This is a genomic window from Rubellimicrobium sp. CFH 75288 (assembly GCF_009904055.1).
GTDB lineage: Bacteria > Pseudomonadota > Alphaproteobacteria > Rhodobacterales > Rhodobacteraceae > Rubellimicrobium.
Genome location: NZ_WYDP01000028.1, coordinates 1 through 22,534 on the forward strand (window position 1 = coordinate 1; position 22,534 = coordinate 22,534).

At 70.5% G+C, this 22,534-nt stretch carries 26 protein-coding genes and 2 pseudogenes; 4 read left to right on the top strand and 24 right to left on the bottom strand.

Going from position 1 to position 22,534, the window contains the following annotated elements:
• Positions 1-19: 19 nt before the first annotated feature.
• The 7 genes from GT358_RS15345 to GT358_RS15375 all read right to left on the bottom strand — a co-directional run bounded on the left by GT358_RS15345 (position 20) and on the right by GT358_RS15375 (position 5,624).
• Positions 20-370, bottom strand: a complete 351-nt coding sequence (locus tag GT358_RS15345) for a hypothetical protein (protein WP_146284397.1) — start codon at positions 368-370, stop codon at positions 20-22.
• On the bottom strand, positions 367-993 hold the full coding sequence (locus tag GT358_RS15350; RefSeq protein ID WP_166583519.1) for a DUF2460 domain-containing protein: 627 nt from the start codon (positions 991-993) through the stop codon (positions 367-369). Before GT358_RS15350 ends, GT358_RS15345 begins: the two co-directional genes overlap by 4 nt.
• A gap of 9 nt (positions 994-1,002) precedes the next feature.
• Positions 1,003-3,444: a phage tail tape measure C-terminal domain-containing protein gene (locus tag GT358_RS15355; RefSeq protein WP_166583520.1), complete on the bottom strand. Its 2,442-nt coding sequence runs from the start codon at positions 3,442-3,444 to the stop codon at positions 1,003-1,005.
• Positions 3,445-3,471: 27 nt separating this feature from the next.
• Positions 3,472-3,636, bottom strand: coding sequence for a hypothetical protein (locus GT358_RS15360; RefSeq protein WP_166583521.1), 165 nt, complete (start codon positions 3,634-3,636; stop codon positions 3,472-3,474).
• A 62-nt stretch (positions 3,637-3,698) separates the two neighbouring features.
• Positions 3,699-4,136 carry a hypothetical protein gene (locus GT358_RS15365; protein ID WP_166583522.1) on the bottom strand — a complete coding sequence of 146 codons (438 nt, stop codon included), beginning with the start codon at positions 4,134-4,136 and terminating at the stop codon, positions 3,699-3,701.
• Positions 4,137-4,147: 11 nt separating this feature from the next.
• Complete coding sequence (locus GT358_RS15370; RefSeq protein WP_166583523.1) at positions 4,148-5,086, bottom strand: phage tail tube protein; 939 nt, start codon at positions 5,084-5,086, stop codon at positions 4,148-4,150.
• Between the two features lie 118 nt (positions 5,087-5,204).
• Positions 5,205-5,624, bottom strand: coding sequence for an acyl-CoA transferase (locus tag GT358_RS15375; protein WP_166583524.1), 420 nt, complete (start codon positions 5,622-5,624; stop codon positions 5,205-5,207).
• Between the two features lie 70 nt (positions 5,625-5,694).
• On the opposite strand from GT358_RS15375, the gene GT358_RS15380 reads away from it, so the two are divergent.
• Positions 5,695-6,048: a type II toxin-antitoxin system RelE/ParE family toxin gene (locus tag GT358_RS15380; protein WP_166583525.1), complete on the top strand. Its 354-nt coding sequence runs from the start codon at positions 5,695-5,697 to the stop codon at positions 6,046-6,048.
• Between the two features lie 5 nt (positions 6,049-6,053).
• Complete coding sequence (locus GT358_RS15385) at positions 6,054-6,428, top strand: helix-turn-helix transcriptional regulator (protein ID WP_243730933.1); 375 nt, start codon at positions 6,054-6,056, stop codon at positions 6,426-6,428.
• Here the strand turns inward: GT358_RS15385 and GT358_RS16775 are convergent.
• From GT358_RS16775 to GT358_RS15430, 9 genes and pseudogenes are all read right to left on the bottom strand, one after another.
• Positions 6,429-7,062: pseudogene (locus tag GT358_RS16775) on the bottom strand (DUF6441 family protein).
• Complete coding sequence (locus GT358_RS15395; RefSeq protein ID WP_166583527.1) at positions 7,059-7,370, bottom strand: hypothetical protein; 312 nt, start codon at positions 7,368-7,370, stop codon at positions 7,059-7,061. Before GT358_RS15395 ends, GT358_RS16775 begins: the two are co-directional and overlap by 4 nt.
• Positions 7,370-8,383: a major capsid protein gene (locus GT358_RS15400; protein ID WP_166583528.1), complete on the bottom strand. Its 1,014-nt coding sequence runs from the start codon at positions 8,381-8,383 to the stop codon at positions 7,370-7,372. Before GT358_RS15400 ends, GT358_RS15395 begins: the two co-directional genes overlap by 1 nt.
• 25 nt (positions 8,384-8,408) lie before the next feature.
• A complete protein-coding gene (locus GT358_RS15405; protein WP_166583529.1) occupies positions 8,409-8,780 on the bottom strand; it encodes a head decoration protein in 372 nt (123 codons plus the stop codon).
• A 4-nt stretch (positions 8,781-8,784) separates the two neighbouring features.
• Positions 8,785-9,822 carry a head maturation protease, ClpP-related gene (locus tag GT358_RS15410; protein WP_166583530.1) on the bottom strand — a complete coding sequence of 346 codons (1,038 nt, stop codon included), beginning with the start codon at positions 9,820-9,822 and terminating at the stop codon, positions 8,785-8,787.
• 4 nt (positions 9,823-9,826) lie between these two features.
• Positions 9,827-11,323: a phage portal protein gene (locus tag GT358_RS15415; RefSeq protein ID WP_136646671.1), complete on the bottom strand. Its 1,497-nt coding sequence runs from the start codon at positions 11,321-11,323 to the stop codon at positions 9,827-9,829.
• Positions 11,324-11,326: 3 nt separating this feature from the next.
• Positions 11,327-11,542 carry a phage head-tail joining protein gene (locus tag GT358_RS15420; protein WP_136646672.1) on the bottom strand — a complete coding sequence of 72 codons (216 nt, stop codon included), beginning with the start codon at positions 11,540-11,542 and terminating at the stop codon, positions 11,327-11,329.
• Between the two features lie 5 nt (positions 11,543-11,547).
• A complete protein-coding gene (locus tag GT358_RS15425; RefSeq protein WP_166583531.1) occupies positions 11,548-13,548 on the bottom strand; it encodes a phage terminase large subunit family protein in 2,001 nt (666 codons plus the stop codon).
• Positions 13,496-14,056, bottom strand: coding sequence for a hypothetical protein (locus GT358_RS15430; protein WP_166583532.1), 561 nt, complete (start codon positions 14,054-14,056; stop codon positions 13,496-13,498). Before GT358_RS15430 ends, GT358_RS15425 begins: the two co-directional genes overlap by 53 nt.
• Before the next feature lie 110 nt (positions 14,057-14,166).
• Between GT358_RS15430 and GT358_RS15435 the strand changes: the two genes are divergently transcribed.
• Positions 14,167-14,472 carry a hypothetical protein gene (locus tag GT358_RS15435; protein WP_166583533.1) on the top strand — a complete coding sequence of 102 codons (306 nt, stop codon included), beginning with the start codon at positions 14,167-14,169 and terminating at the stop codon, positions 14,470-14,472.
• Between the two features lie 137 nt (positions 14,473-14,609).
• Positions 14,610-15,182 carry a DUF3489 domain-containing protein gene (locus GT358_RS15440; RefSeq protein ID WP_166583534.1) on the top strand — a complete coding sequence of 191 codons (573 nt, stop codon included), beginning with the start codon at positions 14,610-14,612 and terminating at the stop codon, positions 15,180-15,182.
• Positions 15,183-15,235: 53 nt separating this feature from the next.
• Here the strand turns inward: GT358_RS15440 and GT358_RS15445 are convergent, their stop codons facing one another.
• The 8 genes and pseudogenes from GT358_RS15445 to GT358_RS15475 form a co-directional block, all read right to left on the bottom strand.
• Complete coding sequence (locus GT358_RS15445) at positions 15,236-15,460, bottom strand: hypothetical protein (protein ID WP_166583535.1); 225 nt, start codon at positions 15,458-15,460, stop codon at positions 15,236-15,238.
• Positions 15,457-15,741, bottom strand: coding sequence for a hypothetical protein (locus GT358_RS16780; protein WP_243730934.1), 285 nt, complete (start codon positions 15,739-15,741; stop codon positions 15,457-15,459). Before GT358_RS16780 ends, GT358_RS15445 begins: the two co-directional genes overlap by 4 nt.
• 319 nt (positions 15,742-16,060) lie before the next feature.
• Positions 16,061-16,645: pseudogene (locus GT358_RS16785) on the bottom strand (DNA cytosine methyltransferase); the annotation flags it as partial.
• A complete protein-coding gene (locus GT358_RS15455) occupies positions 16,569-17,945 on the bottom strand; it encodes a site-specific DNA-methyltransferase (protein ID WP_166583537.1) in 1,377 nt (458 codons plus the stop codon). The pseudogene GT358_RS16785 and the gene GT358_RS15455, both read right to left, overlap by 77 nt.
• 415 nt (positions 17,946-18,360) lie before the next feature.
• Positions 18,361-18,807 carry a DUF6362 family protein gene (locus tag GT358_RS15460; protein ID WP_166583538.1) on the bottom strand — a complete coding sequence of 149 codons (447 nt, stop codon included), beginning with the start codon at positions 18,805-18,807 and terminating at the stop codon, positions 18,361-18,363.
• Entirely contained in the window at positions 18,800-19,000 is a 201-nt protein-coding gene (locus GT358_RS15465) for a hypothetical protein (RefSeq protein ID WP_166583539.1), read from the bottom strand. Before GT358_RS15465 ends, GT358_RS15460 begins: the two co-directional genes overlap by 8 nt.
• Positions 18,997-19,518, bottom strand: a complete 522-nt coding sequence (locus GT358_RS15470) for a crossover junction endodeoxyribonuclease RuvC (protein WP_166583540.1) — start codon at positions 19,516-19,518, stop codon at positions 18,997-18,999. The genes GT358_RS15465 and GT358_RS15470 overlap by 4 nt, the downstream gene beginning before the upstream one ends.
• A gap of 434 nt (positions 19,519-19,952) precedes the next feature.
• The gene (locus GT358_RS15475; protein ID WP_166583541.1) at positions 19,953-22,529 is read right to left on the bottom strand and encodes a VapE domain-containing protein; all 2,577 of its coding nucleotides are present in this window, start codon (positions 22,527-22,529) and stop codon (positions 19,953-19,955) included.
• Between the last annotated feature and the right edge of the window lie 5 nt (positions 22,530-22,534).

Here is a 22,534-nt window from a genome sequence, read left to right on the forward strand (position 1 = left end):
GCGCGCGCGGCGGAGAAGGTCATTCATCGTCGGCCCCTCCCTTCGCGCCGCGCAGCCGGGCGAGGACGAGTTCGATGAAGGCCGGGCCGAAGACGCCGACGAGATAGGCGGCCGAGCCTGCCGCCCCACCCGCGGGGATCGCCTGCGGCGGCAGGGCGAGCCAGGCGGTGACGAGCGCCATCGAGAGGCTGCCCATCCCGGCCGCGATCAGGCCGCCGAGCAGGATGTGGCGCAGCGCGTCGCGCAGCCGCATCCGGGTGGTCAGGGCATTGGTCGCCCCGCCCAGCGCACCCCAGGCGGCGAGGATCACGGCTGTTGACGCGGCCAGTTCGCGCAGCACCGCCGCCAGAAATCCGGTCTCGTCGTTCATGTGCGGATCTCCACGAGCGGGATCGAGGTGATCGACCCGAGCCGTTCGAGGTCGAGGGTGACATCGAGGGCGTCGGTGTCGAAGCGGACGGGCACGTCGAACTCGAAGCCCGCGGTGATCGCGACACCCGCAGCGGGGGCGGTGGTGAAGGTCACCAAGCCCGCTGCGGTGGAGACCGACCACCCGGAGACCTGCGGCGTGCCGTTCAGAGCGATGGTCACGGTTCCGGCGACGGGCTTTGTGATGGTCCGCGTCCAGGACTGCGCGCCGGAGGTGTAGCGTTTGACCAATTGGAACTGCGTGGCCGACCCGTTGCCGGTGCCGATGGTTTGGTCGCTCGGACCCACCGTCTGTGACGGCGGGCAGGATTTGAAGTCGGCCCAGTCCTTGAAGCGGAAGCCATGGAGGCGGCCATTGCGGGCCTCGAAGAAGGCGACGACCGCCGCCAGATCGTCGGCGCGGCGGATGCCGTAGGCCACGTCGTAGCGGCGGCGCGAGTTGGCCCAACTGGCGTTGCGTTCCTCGGCCCCGCTCGCCAGTTCGACGATCTGGGTGCGCCGCTCCGGGCCGCCGCGCGCGCCCCGGCTGATGTTGTCCGGAAACCGGACCTCGTGGAATGCCATGGCTGATCCTCACATCCCCCTCCGGCCCAGCGACACGGCGCGGGCGATGTCGCTGGCGACCTGTGTGCGCGACTGGCGGAAGCTCTCGGCATCCCGCGCGTTGATCGTGACATTGACGGTGGAAGCACCCGCCTTGCCGTAGCCCGCGGCTTCCCGGCGAGAGAGGACCCGCTCACCCCTTTGCAGGATCGCGGGGACCTCATCCGGCCGCAGCCCGGCCCAGCCGCCGGTGTGCATGCGCGGGGCACCCGCAAAGGCCAGGGCCCGAACTATCCGGCCGGGACCGGGGGCGCCGACCATCCCGCCCGCATGCAGGATGTTCGCGAAGATGCCACCCGCGCCGCCCAGCGCGCCGGAGAGGGCGTTGGCGATGGGGCCGAGGATGAAGCGGCGGGCGGCGAGCTTCGCGAGGTCGGCGATCATCGAGGTGACGAGATCGCGGAAGTCGAGCTTGCCGGTCTTCACGAAGTCGCCGATGGCGTTCTCCGCACTCTGGAACGCCCCGACCAGCGCGCTGCCGATATCCCCGCCGATCTCGCGCGCCTTGGCGGCGTAGTCGGCGAGTGCGGCGGTGACGGCCTGCCAGCCGGTCAGGGCTTTCTCGGCTCCGGCGGCGGTGTCGGCTCCTGCCTGCCGCCCGGCCGCACCGGCGCGACCCGCCGCTCCGCCGGTATCGTCCAGTTCTTCGCCCAGCGCCCCGGCCGCAGCAGCGGCATCCGCCAGCGCAGTCTCAGCGTCGACCCCCGTGCCGGTCACGGCATCCTTCAAAGCCTGCCAGCTGGCGAGCGGCCGACCGGCGGCATCGGCGAGCATCCCGGCCGCTTCGCGATAGCCGTCGGCCCGGGCGCGGGCGTCGTCGGCCATCGCGCCGAGGCCGAGGTCGGGCGGTTCGAGATAGGTGCGTGCCAGCGCGGCCGAGAAGGCATCCGCCGCCGCGGCTCCCGCGGCCGTCGCAGCCCCCTCGAAGGGATTGCCGATGCGGCCGAGCTCCACCGGATCGAGGATGCCGATCCGGACCCCGCCTTCGCCGGTGGCCCATTCCGGCAGCAGCGCGAGGGCCGCATTCAGGGTCTCGATGAAGCTGTTGATGCGGGTGACGACCGCATTCAGCATCGCCTCGACGCCGGAGATCAGCCCGTTCGCGGCCTGGAAGGCGAAGTCGCCGATGGCGCCAGGCAGGCTGCCCCAGATCGCCACGGCGGCGTCATAGGCCCCCTGGAAGATCGCGGCCGTCCGGTCGCCGAAGCTGACGACGCCCGCGATGGTGCCTTCAAGCGCCGATAGACCGGCCGCCTTCAGCCCCTCCCATCCGGCCGCCATCCGCGCGAGGGCCGCATCCAGCGACAGACCGATGCGAGACCAGACCTCCTTGGCCAGATCGCCGAGCAGGCGGAACGCTTCGCCCACACCACCGACCCGGGCGACCAGTTGCGAGAACTGATAGACCAGCTCGCCCGCCCCGACGATCAGCGCGCCGATGCCGGTGCGGATCAGAGCGCCGCGCAGGAAGACCAGCGCTGTAGCAAGGCCACGGACAGAAAGAGCGGCTACGGCCAGCCCGGCCACCCAGCGACCCGCCATGAAGGCAGCGAAGGTTGCGGCATAGGTGGCGAGCCGTGCCAGATTGTCGAAGATTGCTGTGATCGCCTGCCCGATGGGGCCGGTCGCGCGCGCCATGTCGGCGAGCTTGGTCGCGATGGTCTCCAGCGCCGGGGCGACGGCCACGGTCAGCCGGTTGACGAGGCCGGTCCAGATCAGGCTGAGCCGTGCGATGGCATCACCTGTCCGCTCGATCTGGGCGGCATCCGCCGCACTGACCGCCACGCCGAAATCCTGCACGTCGCGGGCGGCATCGCGCAGCGTGGCGCTGTCGATCCGAAGGAAGGCCAGCGCCGCCCGGTCGCCGAAAAGGTCGGAGGCCACGGCCGCCCGTTCGGCCTCGGGGACGAACTGGTTCAAGGCGTCCTGAATGGCGACGATACGCTGGTCGAGCGGCAGGGCCTGCAGTTCCGCCGCCGTCAGGTTCAGCCGCCGCAGCGCGCCGACGGCCGCGCCCGAACCGCTGGCGGCTTCGGACAGGCGGGTGGTCAGCTTCTTCGTCGCCTGCTCGATCTCGCCCAGCGAGACGCCCGCAAGTTCCCCGGCCCAGGTCAGGATCTGGATGCTCTCGACGGTCGTGCGCATCGACTGCGCGAGTTTCGCCTGCGCGTCGATGTTGGCCAGCCCCGAGCGGACCATCGCCACCCCGGCCGCCGCAGCCGCTGCGGTGACGGCCGCCAGCGCGATCCCGGCGCGGCGCGCGAAGCTCGCCAAGCGCGTATTGGCCAGTTCCATCTCGGAGGACAGGCGGCCAAAGCCCTTCGCCCCGGCCTCGCCGATGCCTTCCAGTTCGGCGCGCACCTGGCGGCCGCCCACGGCGGCAAGCCGGACGGAGACGCGTTTCTCAGGCATCGGATCGGGGCTCCGGGTGGAATGGGGTCAGTCGCGGTTCGCCGCGATCTGCTCGTTGACGCGGCGGACCATCACCGCCTCGAGGGCGGGCAACAGTTCGGCGATGGCGGGCGGGGAAATGCCGAGAGCGTTCCCCAGCGCAAGCGCCGCGCCCATGTCCCAGCCGATCACCGCGCCGGGGATGACGCGCATCTGACCGCCGAGGCGCTGCGCCAGGTCCCAGACCTGCGCGCCTTCGAGCGTCAGCGGCCGGTTCAGCCGTGCGGGGCAGTCGGGACAGGTCGTGCCGCAGGCCGCGCAGTAGCCTTCGCCCCCACTGAGCGACCAGTCGGCAAGGGCGCAGAGCCGTTTTTTTCCGCGTCCAGCAGGAGGGCTTTGGCGACGTAAGAAGTCTGGAACGCCTCGAAGGCGGGCCAGAGGTCGAGAAGCGCGTCGATGGCCTCGGGACTCGGCTCGATGGGATTGCCGTCTGCATCGCCGATCCCCTCCCACGCGAGGATCGCGCGCCGCGCCAGCGCCTTGGCCATGGAAAGCGCGGCTTCCTCGGTCGCGGCCCCCTCGGGCAGGTCGGCAATCGCGGGATCGCCCCGCGCGGAGACCATCAGCGCGGTGGTCAGCGGGCGGAGCTTCACGCGCACACCGGGGATGAGGTCGCACCACTGCGGCGCGTTCGAAAGGTCGAGTGTCAGCATGACGGGCCTTCTCAATAGGTTGCGACGGTGTTGACGAGGACGGCGGTGCACATCCGGGCGGGGCTGACGGCCTTGGCGGCTTGCCAGTCGAAGGTGGCCTGGATGCCCTGCGGGCCAGGGATCTCGATGCGCGGGCGCGGCAGGTAGACGGCGTGGGCCGTGAAGGTGAAGCTGGCGTTGGCGCCGAGGCTCCACGCGAAGACCAGTTCGCAAGGCGTGCCGTCGATGGCCTGCGTGATCAGCGCGGTGTCGGCGAAACGCACCTCAACCCGTCCGGTCAGCGCGGCCATGCCGGGGTCGGCCCCCTCGATGCGGCCATCGTTGCGGATGGTCTCGATCCGGTCGAGGCCGTTGGACCAGGTCACCTCGGCCGAGATGACATTGCCGAGCGGCGAGCCATTGCGGGTGATCGCCCCGTTGAAGTGCCCGAACCGCTGCAGCGAAAGCGACGTCGGCGTGCCAGCCGCGGTGGTGGCCGCGACGCTTTCACCCTGCGCCACCAGCCGGGCCGTCGCGGTCAGCAGCCCCGACCGCGCCATCTGCCACGACAGCTGGTCGCAGACGCAGCCGGTGTACATCACGTAGCGCGGCACCTCGGGCATCGCCGTCTCGATGGCCATCGACGGCAGGGTCCAGTTGCCGGACTGAAAGGTGTGGGTCTTGGGCGTGGTGCCAGTGGTCGTCGGCTGACCGAACGCCGCCTTCAGCCAAAGCCCAAGGTTCTCGACATCGATCGGCACGACCACGTCGCCATCGGCGGTGACCGCGTCCTTGATCGGGGCCAGCGGGTCGCGCCCCTGGCCCAAGAGTTCCGAGGCGATCAGCGGCTGCTCGGAGCCGAGCGTGGTGCTGGCGAAGGGCACCGTGCGATAGCCCGAGGCGGGCGCGGTGCCATAGACGGTCTCGAACGCAAGCGCCATCTGCGCCCGCGCCCCATGGGCTCGTGCCATTGAGTTCTCCTGTCGTGATTGGGTCAGGCCAGTGGGTTGGTCGTGGAGTGAGGCGGATCAGACAAAGGTCCGGGGGACCTTTGTCCCGCCGAGCGCAGGATGGGACCCGCTGCCGGTATCAGCCGAGCGGATCGGCCGTTGAATAATGCAGCACCACCGGGATCACCGCCGCCTTCAGGCTGGCGGTACCCTCGACAGCCAGATCGACCGGGCGCGGCGCTTCCGCCTCGACCCAGTCGCAGAGGCCGCCCAGTGTACGGTCGCCGGCAATCGCTGCACCAATGCTGCCGCAGAGGGTGTCAAAGGCGGCGTCACGGGTGGCCCCCTGGACGACCGCCTCGATCTCCGCTCGGTGCTGGTAATGGTAGCGCAGCGGCGACAGCGTCACCTGGGGCTCCCCCGGCTCGCCGTCGCGCAGGATCAGGAGGCCAGCAGCGGGCACGCGCTCGGGCAGAACGTCGCCGCGCAAGGCGGTCGCGGGCAGCGCCGAGAGCCGCGCATGCAGCGCGGTGAGGATGGTTTCGCGAGGGGTGGGCATCGCTCTGCTCGGGCCGATATTGCCAAATTAGTGCCTCGGGGCTATATAGCTTCAAGGACATGAGGATCGCATGCCGTGGACCGTCTCGTTTGCCGAGGAGTTCGAACCGGAGTTCGACGCACTCTTACCGGAGGTTCAGGACGCGATCCTGGCCCGCGCGCTCCTTCTGGAACGCGAGGGGCCGACACTCGGACGACCGCATGCCGACACCCTGACCGGCTCGAAGCATGCGAACATGAAGGAATTGCGCTGCAACGCCGCTGACGGCGCGTGGCGCATCGCCTTCTCATTCGATCCCGACCGGCAGGCGATCCTGCTCGTCGGCGGGGACAAGTCGGGCGTGAGCGAGAAGCGCTTCTACAAGCAGCTGATCGCGCGGGCCGATGAGCGGTTCGACCGCCATTTGGCCAAACGGAAAGGATGAGGACCATGGCACGGACCCTGAAGGACAAGCTGGCCACGCTCGACGCGGCCCGGCGCGCGGACATCGAGGCCGAGGCCGACCGGCTCCATACCGAATACCTGACGCTGCAGGAACTGCGGAAAGCCAAGGACCTCACGCAGGCCCAGCTGGCCGAAGCCCTCGGCATCCAGCAGGCGACGGTCGCGAAATACGAGCGCCAGAGCGATCTGCTCCTGTCGACCCTGTCGAGCTACGTGCGCGCGATGGGCGGCTCGCTCAAGCTGATGGTCGAATTTCCCGGCAAGGCACCGATAGCCATCGAGGGGCTGGGCGAGACCGAGGAGCCGCGCCGTCGCCGTCGTGCCGCGCGCGACGACGGTCGCGCCGCCGCCCGCGCGTGATCATCCGGCTCGCCCCTCCACCCAGTTCGCCACGATCAGCCCCCGGCACGGCATCATGCGCTCGCTGCGCATCCCGTGCCAGGTCCAGCCGCTTCGGCAGCTTGACCTGCGGCACCAGCAGGAAGATCGGCGCAGTCACGACGCCCCTGCCGGTTTTCGACCGTGACGCCACGGCCCGGCCCTTCGTGTTCAACCGCCCCTCCGCCACCAGCAGGCTCGGGCCTCGGCGGCGATAGACGAAGCGCAGGCGCAGGCCGGTGCGGCGTTCCCATTCGCCGGGGGTGATCGGACCGCCGCGTGTGGATTTGCCAGCGGCCGGGGTGGGGATCGCCAGCCAGAACCCGTTCTTCGAGCGGATCAGCGGCCCTGCGTCATGCGCGCCGACGATCACCGGGGCGTTGGACCAGACCAGAGCCGCCGCGCTGAGGCTAGGTTTGCCCTTCGGGAACTGCTGCGACCGGATGGTGCGGGCGAGCCGGGCACCGAGCCCCGCGCCGGTGATCTGCGCGCGCCAGGCCGCCTTCAGCCCGGTCCCGGCCTCGCGGATCGCGGCCGAGACCGCGCGTTCGCCCGCCGCGACCTCGGCCGCCATCATCGCGACGATGTCGGGATCGATGTCGAGCTTCAGTTTCACGCGGGCCTCAGGTCGACGGTCCAGACCAGCCGCTCGCGGTCGCGGACGGGCTCGCCCTGGATGAGGAAGGCCTCGCCGTCGATCTCGATACGGTCGCCGGGGCGCGGGGTTGGCACCTCGGCCACGCGCAGGTCGATCCGGGTGGTCTCGGACCAGAGCCGTGCATCACCGAAGTCGGTGACCGCGTCCGCACGCCGGGCAACGACGCGCACCAGGACGGGCGCGCCGCCCTCGGCGATGTAGACCGCGTCCCGGCCGATGTTCGGATCGGCGAAGAGTGCGTCGAGCGCCAGGTCGACGGCCCCCATCACGTCCGTCGCGCCGAGCGCAGAACCTGCGGGCGGGTGCAGATCGGCAGCGGATTGCTCTCGATCTCGAGGCGCACCCATTCGTCGCGGTCGCGGTCGGGGATCGTGCGGGCATAGAGCGGCAGGCCGGGCGTGTTGACCGTCTCGAAGGTGTCGGCCGGGGCGAAGTAGATCTCGAAGAGGCCCTCGACCCCCTCGGGATAGAAGTAGGCCTTGTCCGTCGGCACGCCGAAGCCGAGGCCGCCCCGGTAGCGGCGGAAGGCGATGCCGCCGAAGCTGACCTCCTCGCCCACGCGGCCCCGAAGGTCGGCGGCGGCCGCGGTGTTGAGGTAGGTCTCGCGCACTTCCTTGTGGGCGACCAGATCGGCGAAGAAGGCCGAGCCGCATTCGGCGCGCAGCTGGACCTGACCGGCCGCGAGCCCGCCGAGGCTGTCCTCGACGCTCTCGATCAGCGCCTGGCAGCGCTTGCGGAGCGCGCCCGAGGCGGGGGTCGCGTTGTCGAGGTCGAAGTCCACCTCGGCGGCCGGCGCGATGCCGAACTCGGCGAAGTAGTTCACCACCGTCGCGCCGTCCTTCGGATCCTTCACCACGCCCTGGATGCCGTTGAAGAGGTGGAACTCGAAGGTGGCCTCGGCATCGTTCCGGAGCCGCGCCAGCTTGCGCGCCACCTCGGTCTGCACCTGCTGGACGGCGGTCTCCGACCCGTGGTCGCGGATGCCCTGGATCTCCGAGGCCCAGAGCACGTCCTGCTTCTTGAACTGGCGCACGACGAAGGCGCGCATCTCGCGGCGTTCCGGCACCTGTTGCTCGTAGGCCGAGCCGCGCTCGGAGAAGGGGATCAGCGACAGCGTGCCGTCCCGGCTCTCGATCACCACGGTGCGCGCGCGCACGCCGCGCGGCCCGAAGAGACCCGAGCCCGACAGGATCGCGGGCCTGTAGGGGATGTTCTCCAGCGCGCGGGTCAGCTCGACGATCGAGAAGGCATCGCCTTCGAAGATGTCCATGGTCGCCATGGGGATGTCCTTTCGATGGAGGGGATCAGCGCAGCAGGATCCCGAGCGCGGCCAGCGCCGCGGTGGCGGCGGCGATCTGCGGCTCGGTCGCGCCCGCGGGCCAGACGAGTTCGTGGCGGTTGACGAGGGCCGGGCCGCGCAGGACGGCCACCGCCGCGGCATCGGCGTCGGTCGCATCGGCCTTGCCCCAGAGGATCCCGGCGGCGTTCTGGCTGCCGTTCGAGGCGGCGGGGGCGAGCGGAACGAACTTGCCGCCCGTGGTGATCCTGCCCAGCACCGTGCCGGGATCGATCTTGCCCGCGCCGGAGGCGAGGACGACGGTTTCGCGGGTGTAGTCGCGCGCGACTTCCCAGACGAGGAAGCCGCCCGCATGCGGGCCTTCGGTCAGCGTGGTCATCGGCTCATCCTTTCGGCTTGAAGGTGCGGGCGATCACGTCGCCCCAGGGACGCGCGCTCGCGCTGCGGCCGGGCTGCGGGTGATGCGGCGCGATCTCGGGCTCGGCCTCGGCCTTCGCGGCGAGGAGCGATGCACGCACCTCGTCGAGGCCCGCATCGCGTTCGAGGAAGCGGCCCGCCATCTGCGGCCGGCCCGCAAGGCGGCAGAGGTCGATCACGGCGCGGGCATGGGCGAGGGCCTCGGCGCGGATCGCGGACGGATCGGGCGGCGGTCCGCCCGGCGGGGACGTGCCCGCCGGCGGTTGCGGCGCATCGGACGCGGCGGCCTGCTCGTCCCAGGCGTCCGCGACCGCGGCGTCCTCGACCATGACCGCCTCGTCGGTGGCCCCGGTATCGGCCCCGTCGTTCTCGTCTCCGGGCTCCGGCTCGGCTTCGGCCTGCTCCGCCAGCACCGGCGGTGCGTTGCGGAAGCGCCCGGTGTCGAAACGCGCGGCGATGCGGACCGGGTCGGCGATCCGGTCGGCGAAGCCCTGCGCCACGGCGTCGGCGGCGTCGAACCAGGTCTCGGCGGCCATCAGCGCGGCGACCTCCTCGGGCGTGCGGCCGGACTTGCCGGCATAGCCCGAGACGAGGCTGCCCTTCACCTTGTCGAGCGCCTCGGCCATGGCGCGCATGTCCTCCGCCGTGCCCATGACGAGGCCGGAGGGGTCGTGGATCATCAGGAAGGTATTCTCGGGCATGACGATCTCGTCGCCCGCCATGGCCACGTAGGAGGCCGCCGAGGCGGCGATGCCGTCGATCCAGACCGTCACGGTCCCGGCATGGCGCCTCAGCGCGTTGTGGATCGCCACCGCGTCGAAGACCGACCCGCCGGGGCTGTTCAGCCGCAGATCGACGGGGGTGCCCTCGGGCAGCGCCCCGAGTTCCGCGAGGAACCCCTTCGCCGAGACGCCGAAGGCGCCGATCTCGTCGTAGATCGCCACTTCCGCCCGCGCGTCCTCCCGGTCGCGCCCCCGGGCGCGGATCGCATACCAGCTCTTCATCCTGTCACTCCTGTTCGGGTTGCGCGTCTGCGCCCGGCGCATCCGACCCCGGATCGGGCAGCCGGGCGGGCGTGGCGCGGGCGCCCTGCGTCCCGCCGGGGCTCGTGCGGTAATGCAGGCCGAGGCCCGCCGCCCGCGCCGCATCGGCGGCGTTCTCGCGGTCGATCTCCTCGACGTCGTAGCCCGTGGCCTCGACCACCTTGCGCCGCGAGACGATGCCCGCCTCCATGGCGAGGACCTGCGCCTGGATGTCCTTCAGCGGATCGACCCAGTCCCAGCGCGGCGGGATCCACTGGACGGGCCGCAGCGCGTCCGGCCGGCCCTCGAGCGCGCCCGCGAGCACGGCCGTCTCGAGCCAGCGCGCCCAGACCGGCCGGCAGAGCTGATGGGCGATCACGCCGTGCTGGAGCTGCTGGATGCGCCTGCGGAACTCGACCAGTTCGGCGCGCAGCGAGGAATAGTTCGCCCGGCCCGTGTCGCCGGTGACGAGGTGATAGGGCAGCCCCAGCGCGGCCGAGACGGCGAGCAGCGTGCGGTACTGGAACGCCTCGTAGCCCCCGCCGACGTCCGCCGGGGACGAGAACTTCACGTCCTCGCCCGGCAGCAGCACCTGCATCGTACCGGGCTCGAGGCTGGCGAGGGCCGCCCCCTCGGCATCGGCGGCGCCTTCGCCCATCATCGGCTCCTCGGGCGCCGCCTTCGTGATGAAGCCCGCGAACATCGCCGCGGTCTTCTTCCGGTCGAGTTCCGCGTCGTCGTACTGGTCGAGCAGGAAGAGCCGCACCATGGCCGGCGCCACATGCGGCAGGCCCCGGATCTGGCCCGCATCGATGGGCCGGTAGATGTGCAGCACGTCCGCCGCCGGCACGCGCACCGTCTCGGGCACCGCCACCCGCCGGTCCGTGCTGTCGCCCGGATGGCGGCGGCGGAAGTGATAGGCCACCCGCCGCCCGATGGCGTCGAACTCGATCCCGCAGCGGATGCGGTTGTCGTCGGCGGCCGTTTCGGTCTTCTCGAAGGGCAGCATCTCGGATTGCAGAAGCTGCAGCTGAAGCGGCACCGAAAGCCCGTCCTCGGGCCGGCGCGGGCGCAGGCGCACGAAGCATTCGCCGGCGACGAACATCTCGCGCGCGACCATGGCCTGAAGCCCGTAGAAGTCGGTCAGACCATCCGCATCGGCCTCGTCCGTCCAGGCGAGCCAGAGCTTCTGCACCCGGTCGCGCAGCGCCCCGTCCCCGATCAGCGAGGAGGGCTTGATCCCGTCGCCCACGAGGTTGGCGGCGAAGGCCTCGCAGGCGTTCGCCGCATAGCCGTTGGCGACCACCAGTTCGCGCGACCGCGCCAGGAGTCGCGGCCCGCCCGCGGCGACCAGCGCGTTGATGTTCTCCAAGGGCGGGTTCCAGCCCCGCAGGCGGCGCTGTGCCATGGCGCCCTCGAGGCGGGCGCGCACGGCCGGGGCGCCGCCGGCCCTTGCGCGGCGGAAGCGGTCGAGAAGCCCCATGGATCAGAGCCCCTTCGCCGTCGTCACGCGCAGCTGCCGCACGATCCGGCGCCCCTCGGCGGCGGCGATCTCCCGCTCCAGCGCCTCGAGCGCCCGGTCGATCTCGGCCAGGCTGCGGTATTCGACCGTCTTGCCGTCGTAGCTCACGCGGGCGATGCCGGAGACGCGCTGCGCGGCCAGCGCCTCGCGGCGGGCGCGGAGTTCGGCGGCCGTGGCCATGGCGTTCACCTCATGTAGCTCGAGCGTATCGTCCGCCGGAGCGGCAGCCTTCGTGCTGGGACGGACGGCTCTGTCGCCGCGCCGTCCGTTGGCCCGTCCTGCTTCGCCGCGCCGAGCTGCGCTTCCAGATCGGCCCAGCGGGCCTCCGGCCAGCGATCCGCACCCGCGATCCAGGCGGCGGCGCGGGCATAGACCCGGCAATCCAGCGCCTCGTTGCGCTCGCGCAGCTTCTGCCATTCGAGCCGGGCGAAGCCGCGGCGGGTAGCGACCGTCACCAGCTGTTCGGCGGTCAGCTGCTTCAGCCATTCGCCGTCGGCCCAGTCCGGCAGATGGATCGTGCCGGGCGGGCACAGCGCACCCGCCGCCTGTTCCTCTTTCGTCGGCCGCTCCAGCCGCAGGAAGCGATAGGTCTCGGCCTTGAAGGTCGAGGTGGCGACGATCCAGAGCCGGGCGCCGCGGCGCAGCCGCTTGCCCGCGACGGTCGCATCGACATAGGTCGGCCCGCTCACCGGGCTCGAGCGGTTGAACCCCTCGACGCCCTTCACCGGCGCCACCTGCCCGAAGCCCGTCTGCCGCGACCAGGCATAGACCGCGCTCGTCTCGTAACCCGTGTCGATCGCGAGCCGCGCCAGCGTCATGTGCCGCCCGCCCTCGTGCCGCCAGACCCGGCCGAGCAGGTCGGTCAGCTGCTGCCAGCAGGCCGGATCGCCGGGCCCGCCCTCGATCACGACGTGATCGACCAGCCAGCTTTCCAAGCCACGACCCCAGGCCCAGACATCGACCTCGATCCGGTCCTTCTGCACGTCGACCCCGGCGGTCAGGAACAGCCCGCCCGCGGGAACGATACCGGGCTTCCACGTCTCGCGCCGGTCGTAAAGCCGCTGCCAGTCCGGCGCTTCGCCCGTCTCGACCCATGTCTCGCCGAGGATCGTGTTGCGGAACGCCTTGATCGCCTCGTCCGACCCTTGCGCTGCGTCCCAAGCCCGCACGATCCGCTCCCAGCTCACCCAGCCGATCGGCGAGTAGAGCGCCGAGAGGTGGTAGCCGACCGTCGTCGGATCGGCGGCCGTGGCGGTCGCCCGCCATTCGCCGCCCTCCAGCATCGCCGTCTTGTGGTGTTCCGCGATGGGCGTCTCGCAGCCCTCGCAGTGATACTCGGCCGTCTCGGGGTGCCCCTTCTGCCAGCGCAGCCGGTCGAACTTCAGCCACTGCATCGCGCCGCAGTGCGGGCACGGCACGAAGAACCGGCGCTGGTCGGACGCCTCATACTCGCGCTCGATCCGGCTCAGCCCCCGGATCGTGGGCGTCGAGACCAGCAGCACCTTGCGCCGGTGGGCGAAGGTCAGCGACCGCGCTTCCGCCAGCGTCACCGGGTCGCCTTCCTCGTCGGCCGAGGCCGGATAGGCGTCGACCTCGTCGAGGAAGATGTAGCGCGCCGGGGTCGAGCGCAGCCCGACCGCCGAGTTCGCGCCGGTCATGATCAGGATGCCGCCCGCGAACTCCTTCGACAGCATCGTGTTGCCCGCGTCGCGCGACCGGGCGGGCTTCACCCGCTCCCGCAGCTCCGGGCTTTCGTCGATCAGCGGATCGATCCGCTGGCGCGAGTTGCGCTTGGCCAGTTCCACGGTCGGCTGGACCGCCAGCATCGGGCCGGGCGCCTGGTGGATCGCGAACCCGATCCAGTTGTTGCCCGCCTCGGTCGCGCCGACCTGCGCGGCCTTCATGAATACGATCCGCTGCGTGGGATCGCCAGGGCTCAGCCGGTCCATGATCTCGCGCATGTAGGGCGTGCGCACCGTGCGATACCGCCCCGGTTCTGCCGAGGCGCGGCCCGAGAGCATCCGGTGCCGGTCCGCCCATTCCGAGACGGTCAGGTCCGGATCAGGCGTCAGCCCCGCGCCCCAGGCGCGCAGGATCTCGCCCGCGCCGTCGAAATCGGTCTGGCCATCATCATCACCGGAAGTCGGGCCGGACCTCGGCAAGCTCGTCGAGGTGGGCACGGACATGTTTCTCAAGGACCTTCTGCATCGCAGCGGGCTCCACGCCGAGATCGGCCGCCATCAGCGCCGCCGACCGCGCAGGCCAGTTCACCCACGCGTCCCGCACCTCCCGCGCCAGCCGGAACACCAGCGACAGCGCCCGGGCCCGCTCGATCAATTCCCCCTTCAGCTTCTGGAGCCGGATGCGCCGCTCCTGCGCCTTCAGCACCTCGTTCGCGGTCTTCGCCTGCAGGAAGGTCGTGCCGCCGCCGACGGCGGGGACTGCCAGACCCTGTTCGCGGAGCGTGTCGCCGACGGCAACCACGGCCGCCTCGGGGACAGGCTTCAGCTTCGGCGCGGGCGGCTTGCGGGTCTTCGACGGGTCCGTCGTCTCGGCACGCTTGGCGTCGCTGGCGGCCGCATTGATGCTGCCGTCGGGATAGAGCACCAGCCGCTCGGCCGTCTTCGCCTTCTGGATCGCGCCCCGCGACAGCCCGACATGGGCGGCGTACTGGCGCTCGCTCATGCCCTGCATCGACGGCTCCGATTATCGTTCAGGATCATGCGCTTATCTCGTTGATAAGCGTCGCGCACAGAGCGAACGTGTCTCCGGAAGGACGATGCAACTCATCACGGAGCACCCCGATGACCCGCCCGAACCCGATCGCCACCCCGCGCCTTGAGGCCCGCGCCGAGAGGGCGCGCCGGAACCGGGGTGAGCCCGGTTCCGCCACCGGTTCGAGGAACCGGGCGAACGCACTCGCCGCCTTCGTCGGCAAGAAGGCCGAGATCGATGCGATGCTCGCCCGCCTGCAGTCGCTCAGCGACGACCATTTCGGCTGCCACCCCGACGAGGTGGGCTGGGCCATGGTCGGCACCCTCGAATACTACGCCGAACTTCTGAAGCGCATCACCGACAGCGCCTTCGGCGAGGGCGAGCACGCCCGCTGATCTCCGGCGCTGCCGGAACTCCCGCCGCGCGCCCTGCGCGGTGAGCCCGAACCGTGGCCCCAGTGGGGCCGCGTAAGTCGGGCGAACGGGTCGTAGAAGGCGCCGCATCACGCGGGCCCGAATCCGGAGACGACCCCATGACCAAGCTTTCCGACACCCAGGCCATCATCCTCAGCGCCGCCGCACAGCGCGCGGACCGCATCGCCCTGCCGCTCCCCGACAGCTTGCGCGGCGGGGCCGCCACCAAGGTGGTCGGCGCGATGCTCGCCAAGGGCTTCCTGCAGGAGGTCGACGCGGACATGCGCAAGGGCGAACCCGTCTGGCGCGAGACCGGCGACGGCCACGGCGTGACGCTGGTCGCCACCGACGCAGGCCTCGCCGCCATCGGGATCGAGACCGAAGACGCGAACCCCGCGCCTGCGGGCGCGACGGACGCGCCTTCCGAGGAGCCCGCGCCGGACACCCCCACCGAACCGAAGGCTGCGCCCAAGGCGCGCACGCCGCGCGGGGGGACGAAGCAGGCCACCCTGATCGCCATGCTGTGCGCGCCGGAGGGCGCGACCATCGAGGAGATCATGGCCGCGACCGGCTGGCAGGCCCACACCGTTCGCGGCGCAATGGCCGGGGCGCTGAAGAAGAAGCTCGGGCTCGAGGTGACCTCGGAGAAGGTCGAGGATCGGGGGCGGGTCTACAAGCTCCCCGCCGCCTGACGCACAGGACCCCGACAAGTCGATGGCCGCCGCCCCGCCGGGGCGGCGGTCGATCATCTGGCGCTCAGCATCCGGATGGCCTCGAAGACCCGCCGCAGGGCGAAGGAACGCGCTATCGACACGATGGTGAAAATGGCGCCCATCTTCAGGTTCTGCGCTAGCGTCGTGTGCAGCCCGAAGACCGGGAAGATCAGGATCTGCGTGACCACCGCGACGCCGTAGCCGACGATCACGTTGGCGACGGACTCGACCAGCGACATGAGGCGGGACTGCTTCATGCCGCTGCCTCATCCATCGGCCAGCAGTTCAGCTGCCAGAGTTCTGAGCGCATGCGCTGCAACCAGGGGGACCACGCCGTTGCCACAGAGCCGAAGCCGGTCCACCCGGTGGGCCAACCCATCAGCGCCTCGACGAACAGCGGGTTCAAGGTCAGGCGCGCATCGGAGGTATCGCGCCCAGCCATCGGCGTCGTGAGGACCTGGCGGCCAAGCAGGCCGTTCACCGGCGTGTTCGCAAGGCTCGTCGCCCCGTCCTTGTGGTCGCGGGCCGTCGGCGTCATCCACAGCCCCGCCGAATGGGTCAGGTCGGCACATCGGCGGTTCCCCGCGCTCGGCTTGCACCCGTCGTTCGCCATCGGCGTCGGCCACATCGCGGCCGTCGTTGCGAGGTTCATGCCGTGCTGCCCGGCTTCCTGCGAAGGTGTCGGCTTCGTCTGCCGGTTCTCGTTCGCGCTGGCCCTCGGCGTCGGCCAGAGCCGCAGCAGCTCCGTCCGGTTCCCGCCACTCGATCGGGTGCCGGAGCAGGCGCGCGGGGTCGGCCAGGTCGTCTCCCTCGCGTGTGGCGAGGATGAAGAGCCGCTCGCGCTTGTGGGGTGCGCCGACCTCCGCCGCCGTGAAGAGGCCTGCCGCAAGGCGGTAGCCCATGCCGACCAGTCCGCTGGCGACTTCGGGGAAGCCGAGGCGGAGATGATGGGCGACATTCTCGAGGAAGACGAAGTGCGGCCGGACCTCGGCGATGATCCGGGCGACATGCGGCCAGAGGTGGCGCGGGTCGTCAGCGCCCCGGCGCTTTCCCGCGACCGAGAACGGCTGGCACGGATAACCCGCAGTGACGATGTCCACAGCGCCGCGCCACGGGCGGCCGTCGAAGGTGGCAACGTCGTCCCAGACAACAGCCTGATCCAGGGACGCGTCTTCCATCCGCGCCACGAGAGCGGATGCGGCGAAGGTTTCCCGTTCGACATGGCCCACAGCACGATATCCGGGGATGGCGATGGCGAGCCCGAGGTCGAGCCCGCCCGCGCCGGAACAGAGCGAGAGCCCGAAGAGGCATGCGTCTCCGGCTCCGGAAGCGCGTCCGGAGGAAGATAAAGCCAGGTCATGCATGTCACGCGGCGGTCTTGCGCTTTCGCGCGGGTTCTGGGGCGGCGTCCGGGTCCGGCGTATCGGCCCGGGCCTCGGCATCGTCGCCCAGCCGCTCGGTCCTCACCTGCGCGAAGGTCCGACCGTCACCGTCGAGGATCGCGTCGCGGCCGGTCTCGGCCTGCCAGCGCTCCACGGCGACATCGACATAGGCCGGGCTGATCTCCATCGAGAAGACGCGGCGGCCGTTGGCCTCGCCCGCCATGATCTGCGAGCCGGAGCCGGAGAACGGCTCGTAGCAAAGCCCGCCGCGCGCCACATGCTGGCGCATCGGGATGCCGAAGGCGTCGAGCGGTTTCGGCGTCGGATGGTCGGGCCGGTCGTCCTTCGCGAAGCTGGGCAGCGCCCATGTCGATGGCAGGGTTTCCTCGGCCACCTTGGGCGGCCGGTTCGGGCGACGCCAGCCCATGAAGCAGGGCTCGTGCTTCCAGAGGTAGTGCGAGCGGGTGAGCACCCCGCGGTCCTTCACCCAGATGATCTGCTGATGCACGAAGGCCCCGGCCTTCTCCCAGCAGGCTTCCAGCATCGCCTGGCGACGCGAGGCGTGCCAGCAGTACCACGCGGCGTCCTCGGTGATGGCCTCGGCCACGGCCGCGGCGATGAAGCCGTCGTAGAGCTCCGCGCCCTGCGAACTGTCGTCCCAGGTCACGCCGTAGGACTGCGACCAGTCCTTGTTGCGGGTCGGATGGTTCGAGCCGTCGTAGTCGACGAGATACGGCGGGTCCGTTGCGAACAGGACAGCCCGCTCGCCGTTCATCAGGCGGCGCACGTCGTCGTGGCTCGTGCTGTCTCCGCAAAGGAGGCGATGGTCGCCGAGGATCCAGAGATCTCCCGTCCGCGACGCCGGGTTGCGCGGCGGCTCGGGGATGGTCACCGGCGGCACGGAGCCCCCGGCGCCACCTTCTTGCCCGCCCCCCTCCGGCACGAAGGCCAGCAGCTTGTCCAGCTCGCCGTCGGAGAAGCCGACCAGCGACAGGTCGAAATCTTCGGCCAGCAGGTCGTTGAGCTCCGCCGACAGCAGTGCCTCGTCCCAGGTGCCGAGTTCGGTCAGCTTGTTGTCCGCGATGCGGTACGCCCGTCGCTGCGCCTCGGTCAGGTGACCGAGCACGATAACTGGCGCCTCGGTCAGCCCCAGCTGCTTCGCGGCCAGCACGCGTCCGTGCCCGGCGATCAGTTCGCCGTCCTCGCCGACGAGGCAGGGGACGGTCCAGCCGAATTCGGCCATGCTGGCGGCGATCTTCGCGACCTGGTCCGCGCCATGCGCCTTCGCGTTCTTCGCGTAGGGCTGGAGGCGCGACAGCGGCCATGTCTCGATCGCGTCCGGGGCGAAGGCGAGGGTCATGCAGGTTCCTGTCGATGGTCGATCGGCATCCGCCGGGTGGACTCCGGCACGGAGGGTTCCACCGGCTTCCGGCCGGACTCCGGCATCCGCGGGGTATCCACTCAGGGTGGCCGGTCAGGCTTTTGAATTCACAGTGGTTTCAGGGCGCCGCGGCTGGACGCTGGACTCCGGTGGCTTCCCAAAAATCCGGCCCTGTCGCTGGCGATATGCCGCGCTTCGCCCGCCAGCATACGGTCCGGCCCGGAAAGGAACCGCAAAACAACGGCTTGGCGGCCCGGTGCCCGGCCGGATCCGGCTTCGGACCCCTGGACTCCGGCGGCGGGGCGTCCCGCGCACGCCTCTCCCGATCCTGTCGCGTTTCTACGCGCCGGCCCGGGTGCGGTGAACCCCTTCCGATGTCTCTCCGAAAATCGTCTCACAGGACGATTTTCCTTGACAGCCGGTCGGCATTCTCCACCACGAAGCGCCTCGACCGCTTGCCGGACGGCACCCGGCCGCTGAGCCGCCAGGCGATCAGGGCGATGCCGTATTGCCAGTGGCGATTGGCGGCCGGGCGGCTCAACCCGATCTCCCAGCCTATCCTCTTCCAAGGCGTCCGGTTGGCGCGCAGCCAGACGATCCGCGCGTCGTCGCGTTCCAGCCAGCGCAGCCAGAGCAGCGCCTCCTCGGCCTCGGTGATGTCCCGCGGGCCGGGCTTCGGCCGCCGCATCCGGGGCTCCTGGCCGACCTGGTCGGCGAAGCTGTGGAAGTATTCGGGCCAGGCGCTGAAGTAGCCGTGCGGCCTGACCTCGGGCAGCGAGCGGAACACCTCGGCCGCGCGCTCGAGCCGGTCCTCGACCATTGCGGGGGTCCAGTCAGCCATGCGCGGCCTCCTGGTCGCCCGCCCGCGGTCCGTAGAGCTTCTCGCCCAGCTGGCGGACCAGTTCGCGCTCGGGCCAGGTGAGGCGGTCGTCATCGACGGAGACCGCGAGGACGCCCTGTTCCTGCCAGCCCTCGCGCTTGACCCGCTCCGGGTCGCGGCGCTCGCCGCCGTAGCCGCGGGGATGCCACCTCATTGCAGGCCCCCCTTGGTCTCCAGCGCCCAGAGGAGGAGCGCGATGGCATCGGCCTCGTTGTCGTCGGCCGGGCTGAATCCGCGGGCCCGTGCTGCGGCAATCATGTCCTGCTTGGGTGCATTTCCCCGGCCAGTCGCGTTCTTCTTGATCGTGCCGACCGGAACGCCGCTGTAGGGAATGCCCCGCAATTCGGCCCATGTCGTCAGCGTCGCGAGGAGACCTCCAAATACATGGGCCGCGTCGGTGCCTGCGTGGCGGCGGACTTCCTCGAACCAGATCGCAGCGATGGGCCCTGACAGCCGGTCGATCTCGGTCAGCCAGTTGGTGAAGCGCAGGTAGCGCATGCCGCCGCCGTCGAAGCGGCCCGGGCGCAGCGAGACAGTCCCGCTGGTGATCAGACCGTCATGGCTGCGAAGCGCCCAGCCGGTCGTGGTGCCGAGGTCGAGGGCGAGGATGCAGGACCGGCTGATCGCGCCCGGTTCGGGGCGGACGGCCTGCGCGGGGATCGGCGTTTTCATCGTGAAGGCTCACATGGCTCGTGGGCCTTCGGCTTCGGTCGCGGGCAGGGAATCACGTCGGCACTGTCGGTTCAAGGAAATTGCGCCCGGCCGCCGCGCTGTCCCACCTGGCATCGAACTGTCCCACTTGCCGATCGAAGTGGGACGCCGGATTTTCCTTTCGAATCAATGTCTGTCCCACCTGTCCCACTTGTCCCACCTTTTTCCCTACGTCGTATGAGAAAGAAGGAAGGCGGCCGGGACACATGCTTTTCATACAGGAAAGAGAGAAGTCGGCGGTCCAGGTGGGACAGGTGGGACATCGTTGATCTTCAATGGTTTTTTCTGTCCCACCTTGGGCTTGAAGTGGGACAGGCCGCGAAGTGGGACGGCGCCCGAACGAAAAGGGGCACCCGGATGGATGCCCCTTCGATGCCTTCAAAGCCCTCCCGGCGTCAGACGTCGGCTTGCCGCCTGCGGTAGCGCCATTCGCGGGTCGCGCCCGTGCCGCTGCGGTATCGCTCCCAGTCCCGCGACTTCAGCCAGGCTCCCACGCGCATCTGGTCGCCCTTCGTCCATTTCGCGGGCTCGATGCCGAGCGCGCCTTCGAGGATTTCGCCCACCGACACGTCGCGGATCGGCTCGGGACGTTCGAACTCTTCGTCCTGCCAATCATCCCAGCCCGCGTGGCCGCGATCGACGCTACGGGTGTCATGGGTCAGCCACCGGTCGATACGGGCGTCCCAGGCATCCGCCTGATAGCGCGCCTCCTGCGCTGCACTGGCCTCGGCAAGGATCGCCGGGTCGTCGATCCACCAGATCGCGCCTTCGCGGAAGCGACGGACGGCCTCGGCCCAGAGCTGATCCCGGTCGCGGGCCAGCGCCGCGATGTCGATGGTCCCGCAGCGCAGAGGCCAGAAGCGGCGGTTGCCGGTCTCGTCGCGCAGATAGGTGTCGGGATTGACCGTGCCGGCGAAGACGCACTGGCGCGGCACCTCGACCGTGTAGCGACCGTAGGGAGGACGGAAGCGGTCGGTGGTGCGCGTGAGGAAGGCCTTGATGCGCGAGACCTCGGCCCGGCCGATGGCGTCGAGTTCGGCGATCTCCACGATCCAGACGCCCTGCATGTGGATGGCGGCGTCCTTGGACCCGAGCTCGGGCAGTTCGTCGGTGAACCAGTCCTCGCCCGCCAGAACCTTGATGGCCGTCGATTTGCGCGCGCCCTGCGGCCCCTCGAGGATCAGCATGTGATCGGCCTTCACGCCGGGGCGGAAGATGCGTGCCACGGCCGAGATGAGCCAGAGCGCACCGACGGTGTGATGGAACGCGGTCGGGGCAGCGCCGAGATAGGTGCTGGTCCAGGTCTCGATCCGGGGCGTACCGTCCCATCTCAGCGTATCGAGCCAGTCGCGGACGGGGTGGATGCGGTGTTCGCGGGCGACGGCGCCGACGGCACGACCGACCACGAGCGGCGCGACATTGACCCCGCGCAACTGCAGCCATTCCGCGGTCCGGACATCGTCCGCATCCTCCCAGGGGCGGGGAAACGGACCGGTCGCGGTATCCCAAGGGAGCGGTTGGCGGACAACGATCTCCTGGGAGAAGTCGTCGAAGGCGAGAACGCCTGCGAAGACCGGATCGGAGGTGAGGGCGACGATGACGTTGGCCTCGTTGCGCTCCGGCGCACCGGCCAGATCGAGCCGCAGGCGCCCGAACCAGGCGGGCTTCGGGATCGGCGCGTGCGGATCGCCGGTGGCGTTCAGGCGGCGGCGGAGCTCGGCCAGCTGCCGGGTCAGGACGGACATGCCGATGCCGGTCGCGGACTTGATCCGCGCGACGACCTGGCGTTCGGGCAGCGGATCGAGCTTCGCCAGCGCGATGCGCCCGAGAAGCGTGGACAGGGCCTCGAACTCGGGCGGGTCGGTCAGCGCCTCGGCGGCGGCGATCAGGGTGGCGGGATCGTCGACGGACGCCACGATGGGGGTGGCCGTCTCCATTTCCTCGGCCTGCGACTCCGATATGTTGTCTGCCGAGTGCGTGTAATCCTTGGCGCGGGCGCCACGCTGCAGATCGTCATTGAAGTCGTCGCCGTGCAGCGGCGCGACGATCTCGTTCGGGATGTCGTCGCGGTTCAGGCGGTCCGAGAGCGTCGCGGCCGCCTGGCGGCCGGCGTCGCCTGCATCGGCGTAGATCGTGACCCGCGTCGTGCCCTCGGGCCACCGGAACCGCGCCAGACCGTCCGCGGACAGCGCCGCCCAGACGGCGGTGCCGAACAGGTCATGCGCTGCCAGAGCGGTCTCGATTCCCTCGGCGATACCAAGGTGGCCGTCCTCCGGCATCGGGAACAGCCGGACCGCGGCATCCTTCACGCTGCCGAGCATCTTCTTGCCCGGAGGCGCCTTGGCGCTGCCGTCGTCGAGCAGGAACGTGCGATGGATACCCGGCGCGCGCTCCCCGTCCGGCAGCCGCAGGATCGCGATGAGGCCGGGCCAGCCGCGGCAGCTGTCGAAGTCCGGGAGATCAGGGTGGAACAGCAGGTCGGGCGATCCGGGATCCGACAGCCCGCGGGCGCGCAGATAGGTCTCGCCGGGCGTGCCCGCGATCGGCACGGCCCCGCCGACAAGACGCGCGATCTCGGCCGAGTGGTCGGGGCGTGCGCGCATGGCCGAAGCCGGCGCGGGCCGCGGCGCCGGATGGTCCATCCCCGCAAGCCGCGCCGCCTCGTCGAAGAGCGCGCCGTCGCAGAGGCCGGTCGCCTGCGCGATCAGGTCGATGGGACCGGCCCGCTCGCCGGTGGCATAGTCGAAGCCCCAGCCGGCATAGGGCCCGTCGAGATGGATGGTGCAGGAGCCCTCCTTGCGCGGCGGGCGGCCGGACAGGTCGGCGCAGCGCAGGGACCGGCGGTCGCGCGCCAGCCTGGCCTGGGGGAACAGCCCCGGCAGCCAGTCGGCGGCCGTGCAGGCCAGCCGCTCCTTCACGGCGGCGAGGTCATGCCGGGTCTTCGTGACCGCGATGTCGTTGAGGTCGATCATCGCAT

What these genes read in the sequence shown, in the direction of transcription:
- GT358_RS15370 (WP_166583523.1), bottom strand. Translation starts at nt 5,086, where the DNA reads ATGGCACGAGCCCATGGGGCGCGGGCGCAGATGGCGCTTGCGTTCGAG.
- GT358_RS15475 (WP_166583541.1), bottom strand. Translation starts at nt 22,529, where the DNA reads ATGATCGACCTCAACGACATCGCGGTCACGAAGACCCGGCATGACCTC.
- GT358_RS15430 (WP_166583532.1), bottom strand. Translation starts at nt 14,056, where the DNA reads ATGCAGGGCATGAGCGAGCGCCAGTACGCCGCCCATGTCGGGCTGTCG.
- GT358_RS15395 (WP_166583527.1), bottom strand. Translation starts at nt 7,370, where the DNA reads ATGGGGGCCGTCGACCTGGCGCTCGACGCACTCTTCGCCGATCCGAAC.
- GT358_RS15355 (WP_166583520.1), bottom strand. Translation starts at nt 3,444, where the DNA reads ATGCCTGAGAAACGCGTCTCCGTCCGGCTTGCCGCCGTGGGCGGCCGC.
- GT358_RS15420 (WP_136646672.1), bottom strand. Translation starts at nt 11,542, where the DNA reads ATGGCCACGGCCGCCGAACTCCGCGCCCGCCGCGAGGCGCTGGCCGCG.
- GT358_RS15405 (WP_166583529.1), bottom strand. Translation starts at nt 8,780, where the DNA reads ATGACCACGCTGACCGAAGGCCCGCATGCGGGCGGCTTCCTCGTCTGG.
- GT358_RS15345 (WP_146284397.1), bottom strand. Translation starts at nt 370, where the DNA reads ATGAACGACGAGACCGGATTTCTGGCGGCGGTGCTGCGCGAACTGGCC.
- GT358_RS15385 (WP_243730933.1), top strand. Translation starts at nt 6,054, where the DNA reads ATGGCACGGACCCTGAAGGACAAGCTGGCCACGCTCGACGCGGCCCGG.
- GT358_RS15445 (WP_166583535.1), bottom strand. Translation starts at nt 15,460, where the DNA reads ATGAAGCAGTCCCGCCTCATGTCGCTGGTCGAGTCCGTCGCCAACGTG.
- GT358_RS15365 (WP_166583522.1), bottom strand. Translation starts at nt 4,136, where the DNA reads ATGCTGACACTCGACCTTTCGAACGCGCCGCAGTGGTGCGACCTCATC.
- GT358_RS15470 (WP_166583540.1), bottom strand. Translation starts at nt 19,518, where the DNA reads ATGAAAACGCCGATCCCCGCGCAGGCCGTCCGCCCCGAACCGGGCGCG.
- GT358_RS15460 (WP_166583538.1), bottom strand. Translation starts at nt 18,807, where the DNA reads ATGGCTGACTGGACCCCCGCAATGGTCGAGGACCGGCTCGAGCGCGCG.
- GT358_RS15455 (WP_166583537.1), bottom strand. Translation starts at nt 17,945, where the DNA reads ATGACCCTCGCCTTCGCCCCGGACGCGATCGAGACATGGCCGCTGTCG.
- GT358_RS15375 (WP_166583524.1), bottom strand. Translation starts at nt 5,624, where the DNA reads ATGCCCACCCCTCGCGAAACCATCCTCACCGCGCTGCATGCGCGGCTC.
- GT358_RS15400 (WP_166583528.1), bottom strand. Translation starts at nt 8,383, where the DNA reads ATGGCGACCATGGACATCTTCGAAGGCGATGCCTTCTCGATCGTCGAG.
- GT358_RS15440 (WP_166583534.1), top strand. Translation starts at nt 14,610, where the DNA reads ATGACCAAGCTTTCCGACACCCAGGCCATCATCCTCAGCGCCGCCGCA.
- GT358_RS15380 (WP_166583525.1), top strand. Translation starts at nt 5,695, where the DNA reads ATGCCGTGGACCGTCTCGTTTGCCGAGGAGTTCGAACCGGAGTTCGAC.
- GT358_RS15410 (WP_166583530.1), bottom strand. Translation starts at nt 9,822, where the DNA reads ATGAAGAGCTGGTATGCGATCCGCGCCCGGGGGCGCGACCGGGAGGAC.
- GT358_RS16780 (WP_243730934.1), bottom strand. Translation starts at nt 15,741, where the DNA reads ATGACGCCGACGGCCCGCGACCACAAGGACGGGGCGACGAGCCTTGCG.
- GT358_RS15350 (WP_166583519.1), bottom strand. Translation starts at nt 993, where the DNA reads ATGGCATTCCACGAGGTCCGGTTTCCGGACAACATCAGCCGGGGCGCG.
- GT358_RS15360 (WP_166583521.1), bottom strand. Translation starts at nt 3,636, where the DNA reads ATGCGCGTCATCCCCGGCGCGGTGATCGGCTGGGACATGGGCGCGGCG.
- GT358_RS15465 (WP_166583539.1), bottom strand. Translation starts at nt 19,000, where the DNA reads ATGAGGTGGCATCCCCGCGGCTACGGCGGCGAGCGCCGCGACCCGGAG.
- GT358_RS15435 (WP_166583533.1), top strand. Translation starts at nt 14,167, where the DNA reads ATGACCCGCCCGAACCCGATCGCCACCCCGCGCCTTGAGGCCCGCGCC.
- GT358_RS15425 (WP_166583531.1), bottom strand. Translation starts at nt 13,548, where the DNA reads ATGTCCGTGCCCACCTCGACGAGCTTGCCGAGGTCCGGCCCGACTTCC.
- GT358_RS15415 (WP_136646671.1), bottom strand. Translation starts at nt 11,323, where the DNA reads ATGGGGCTTCTCGACCGCTTCCGCCGCGCAAGGGCCGGCGGCGCCCCG.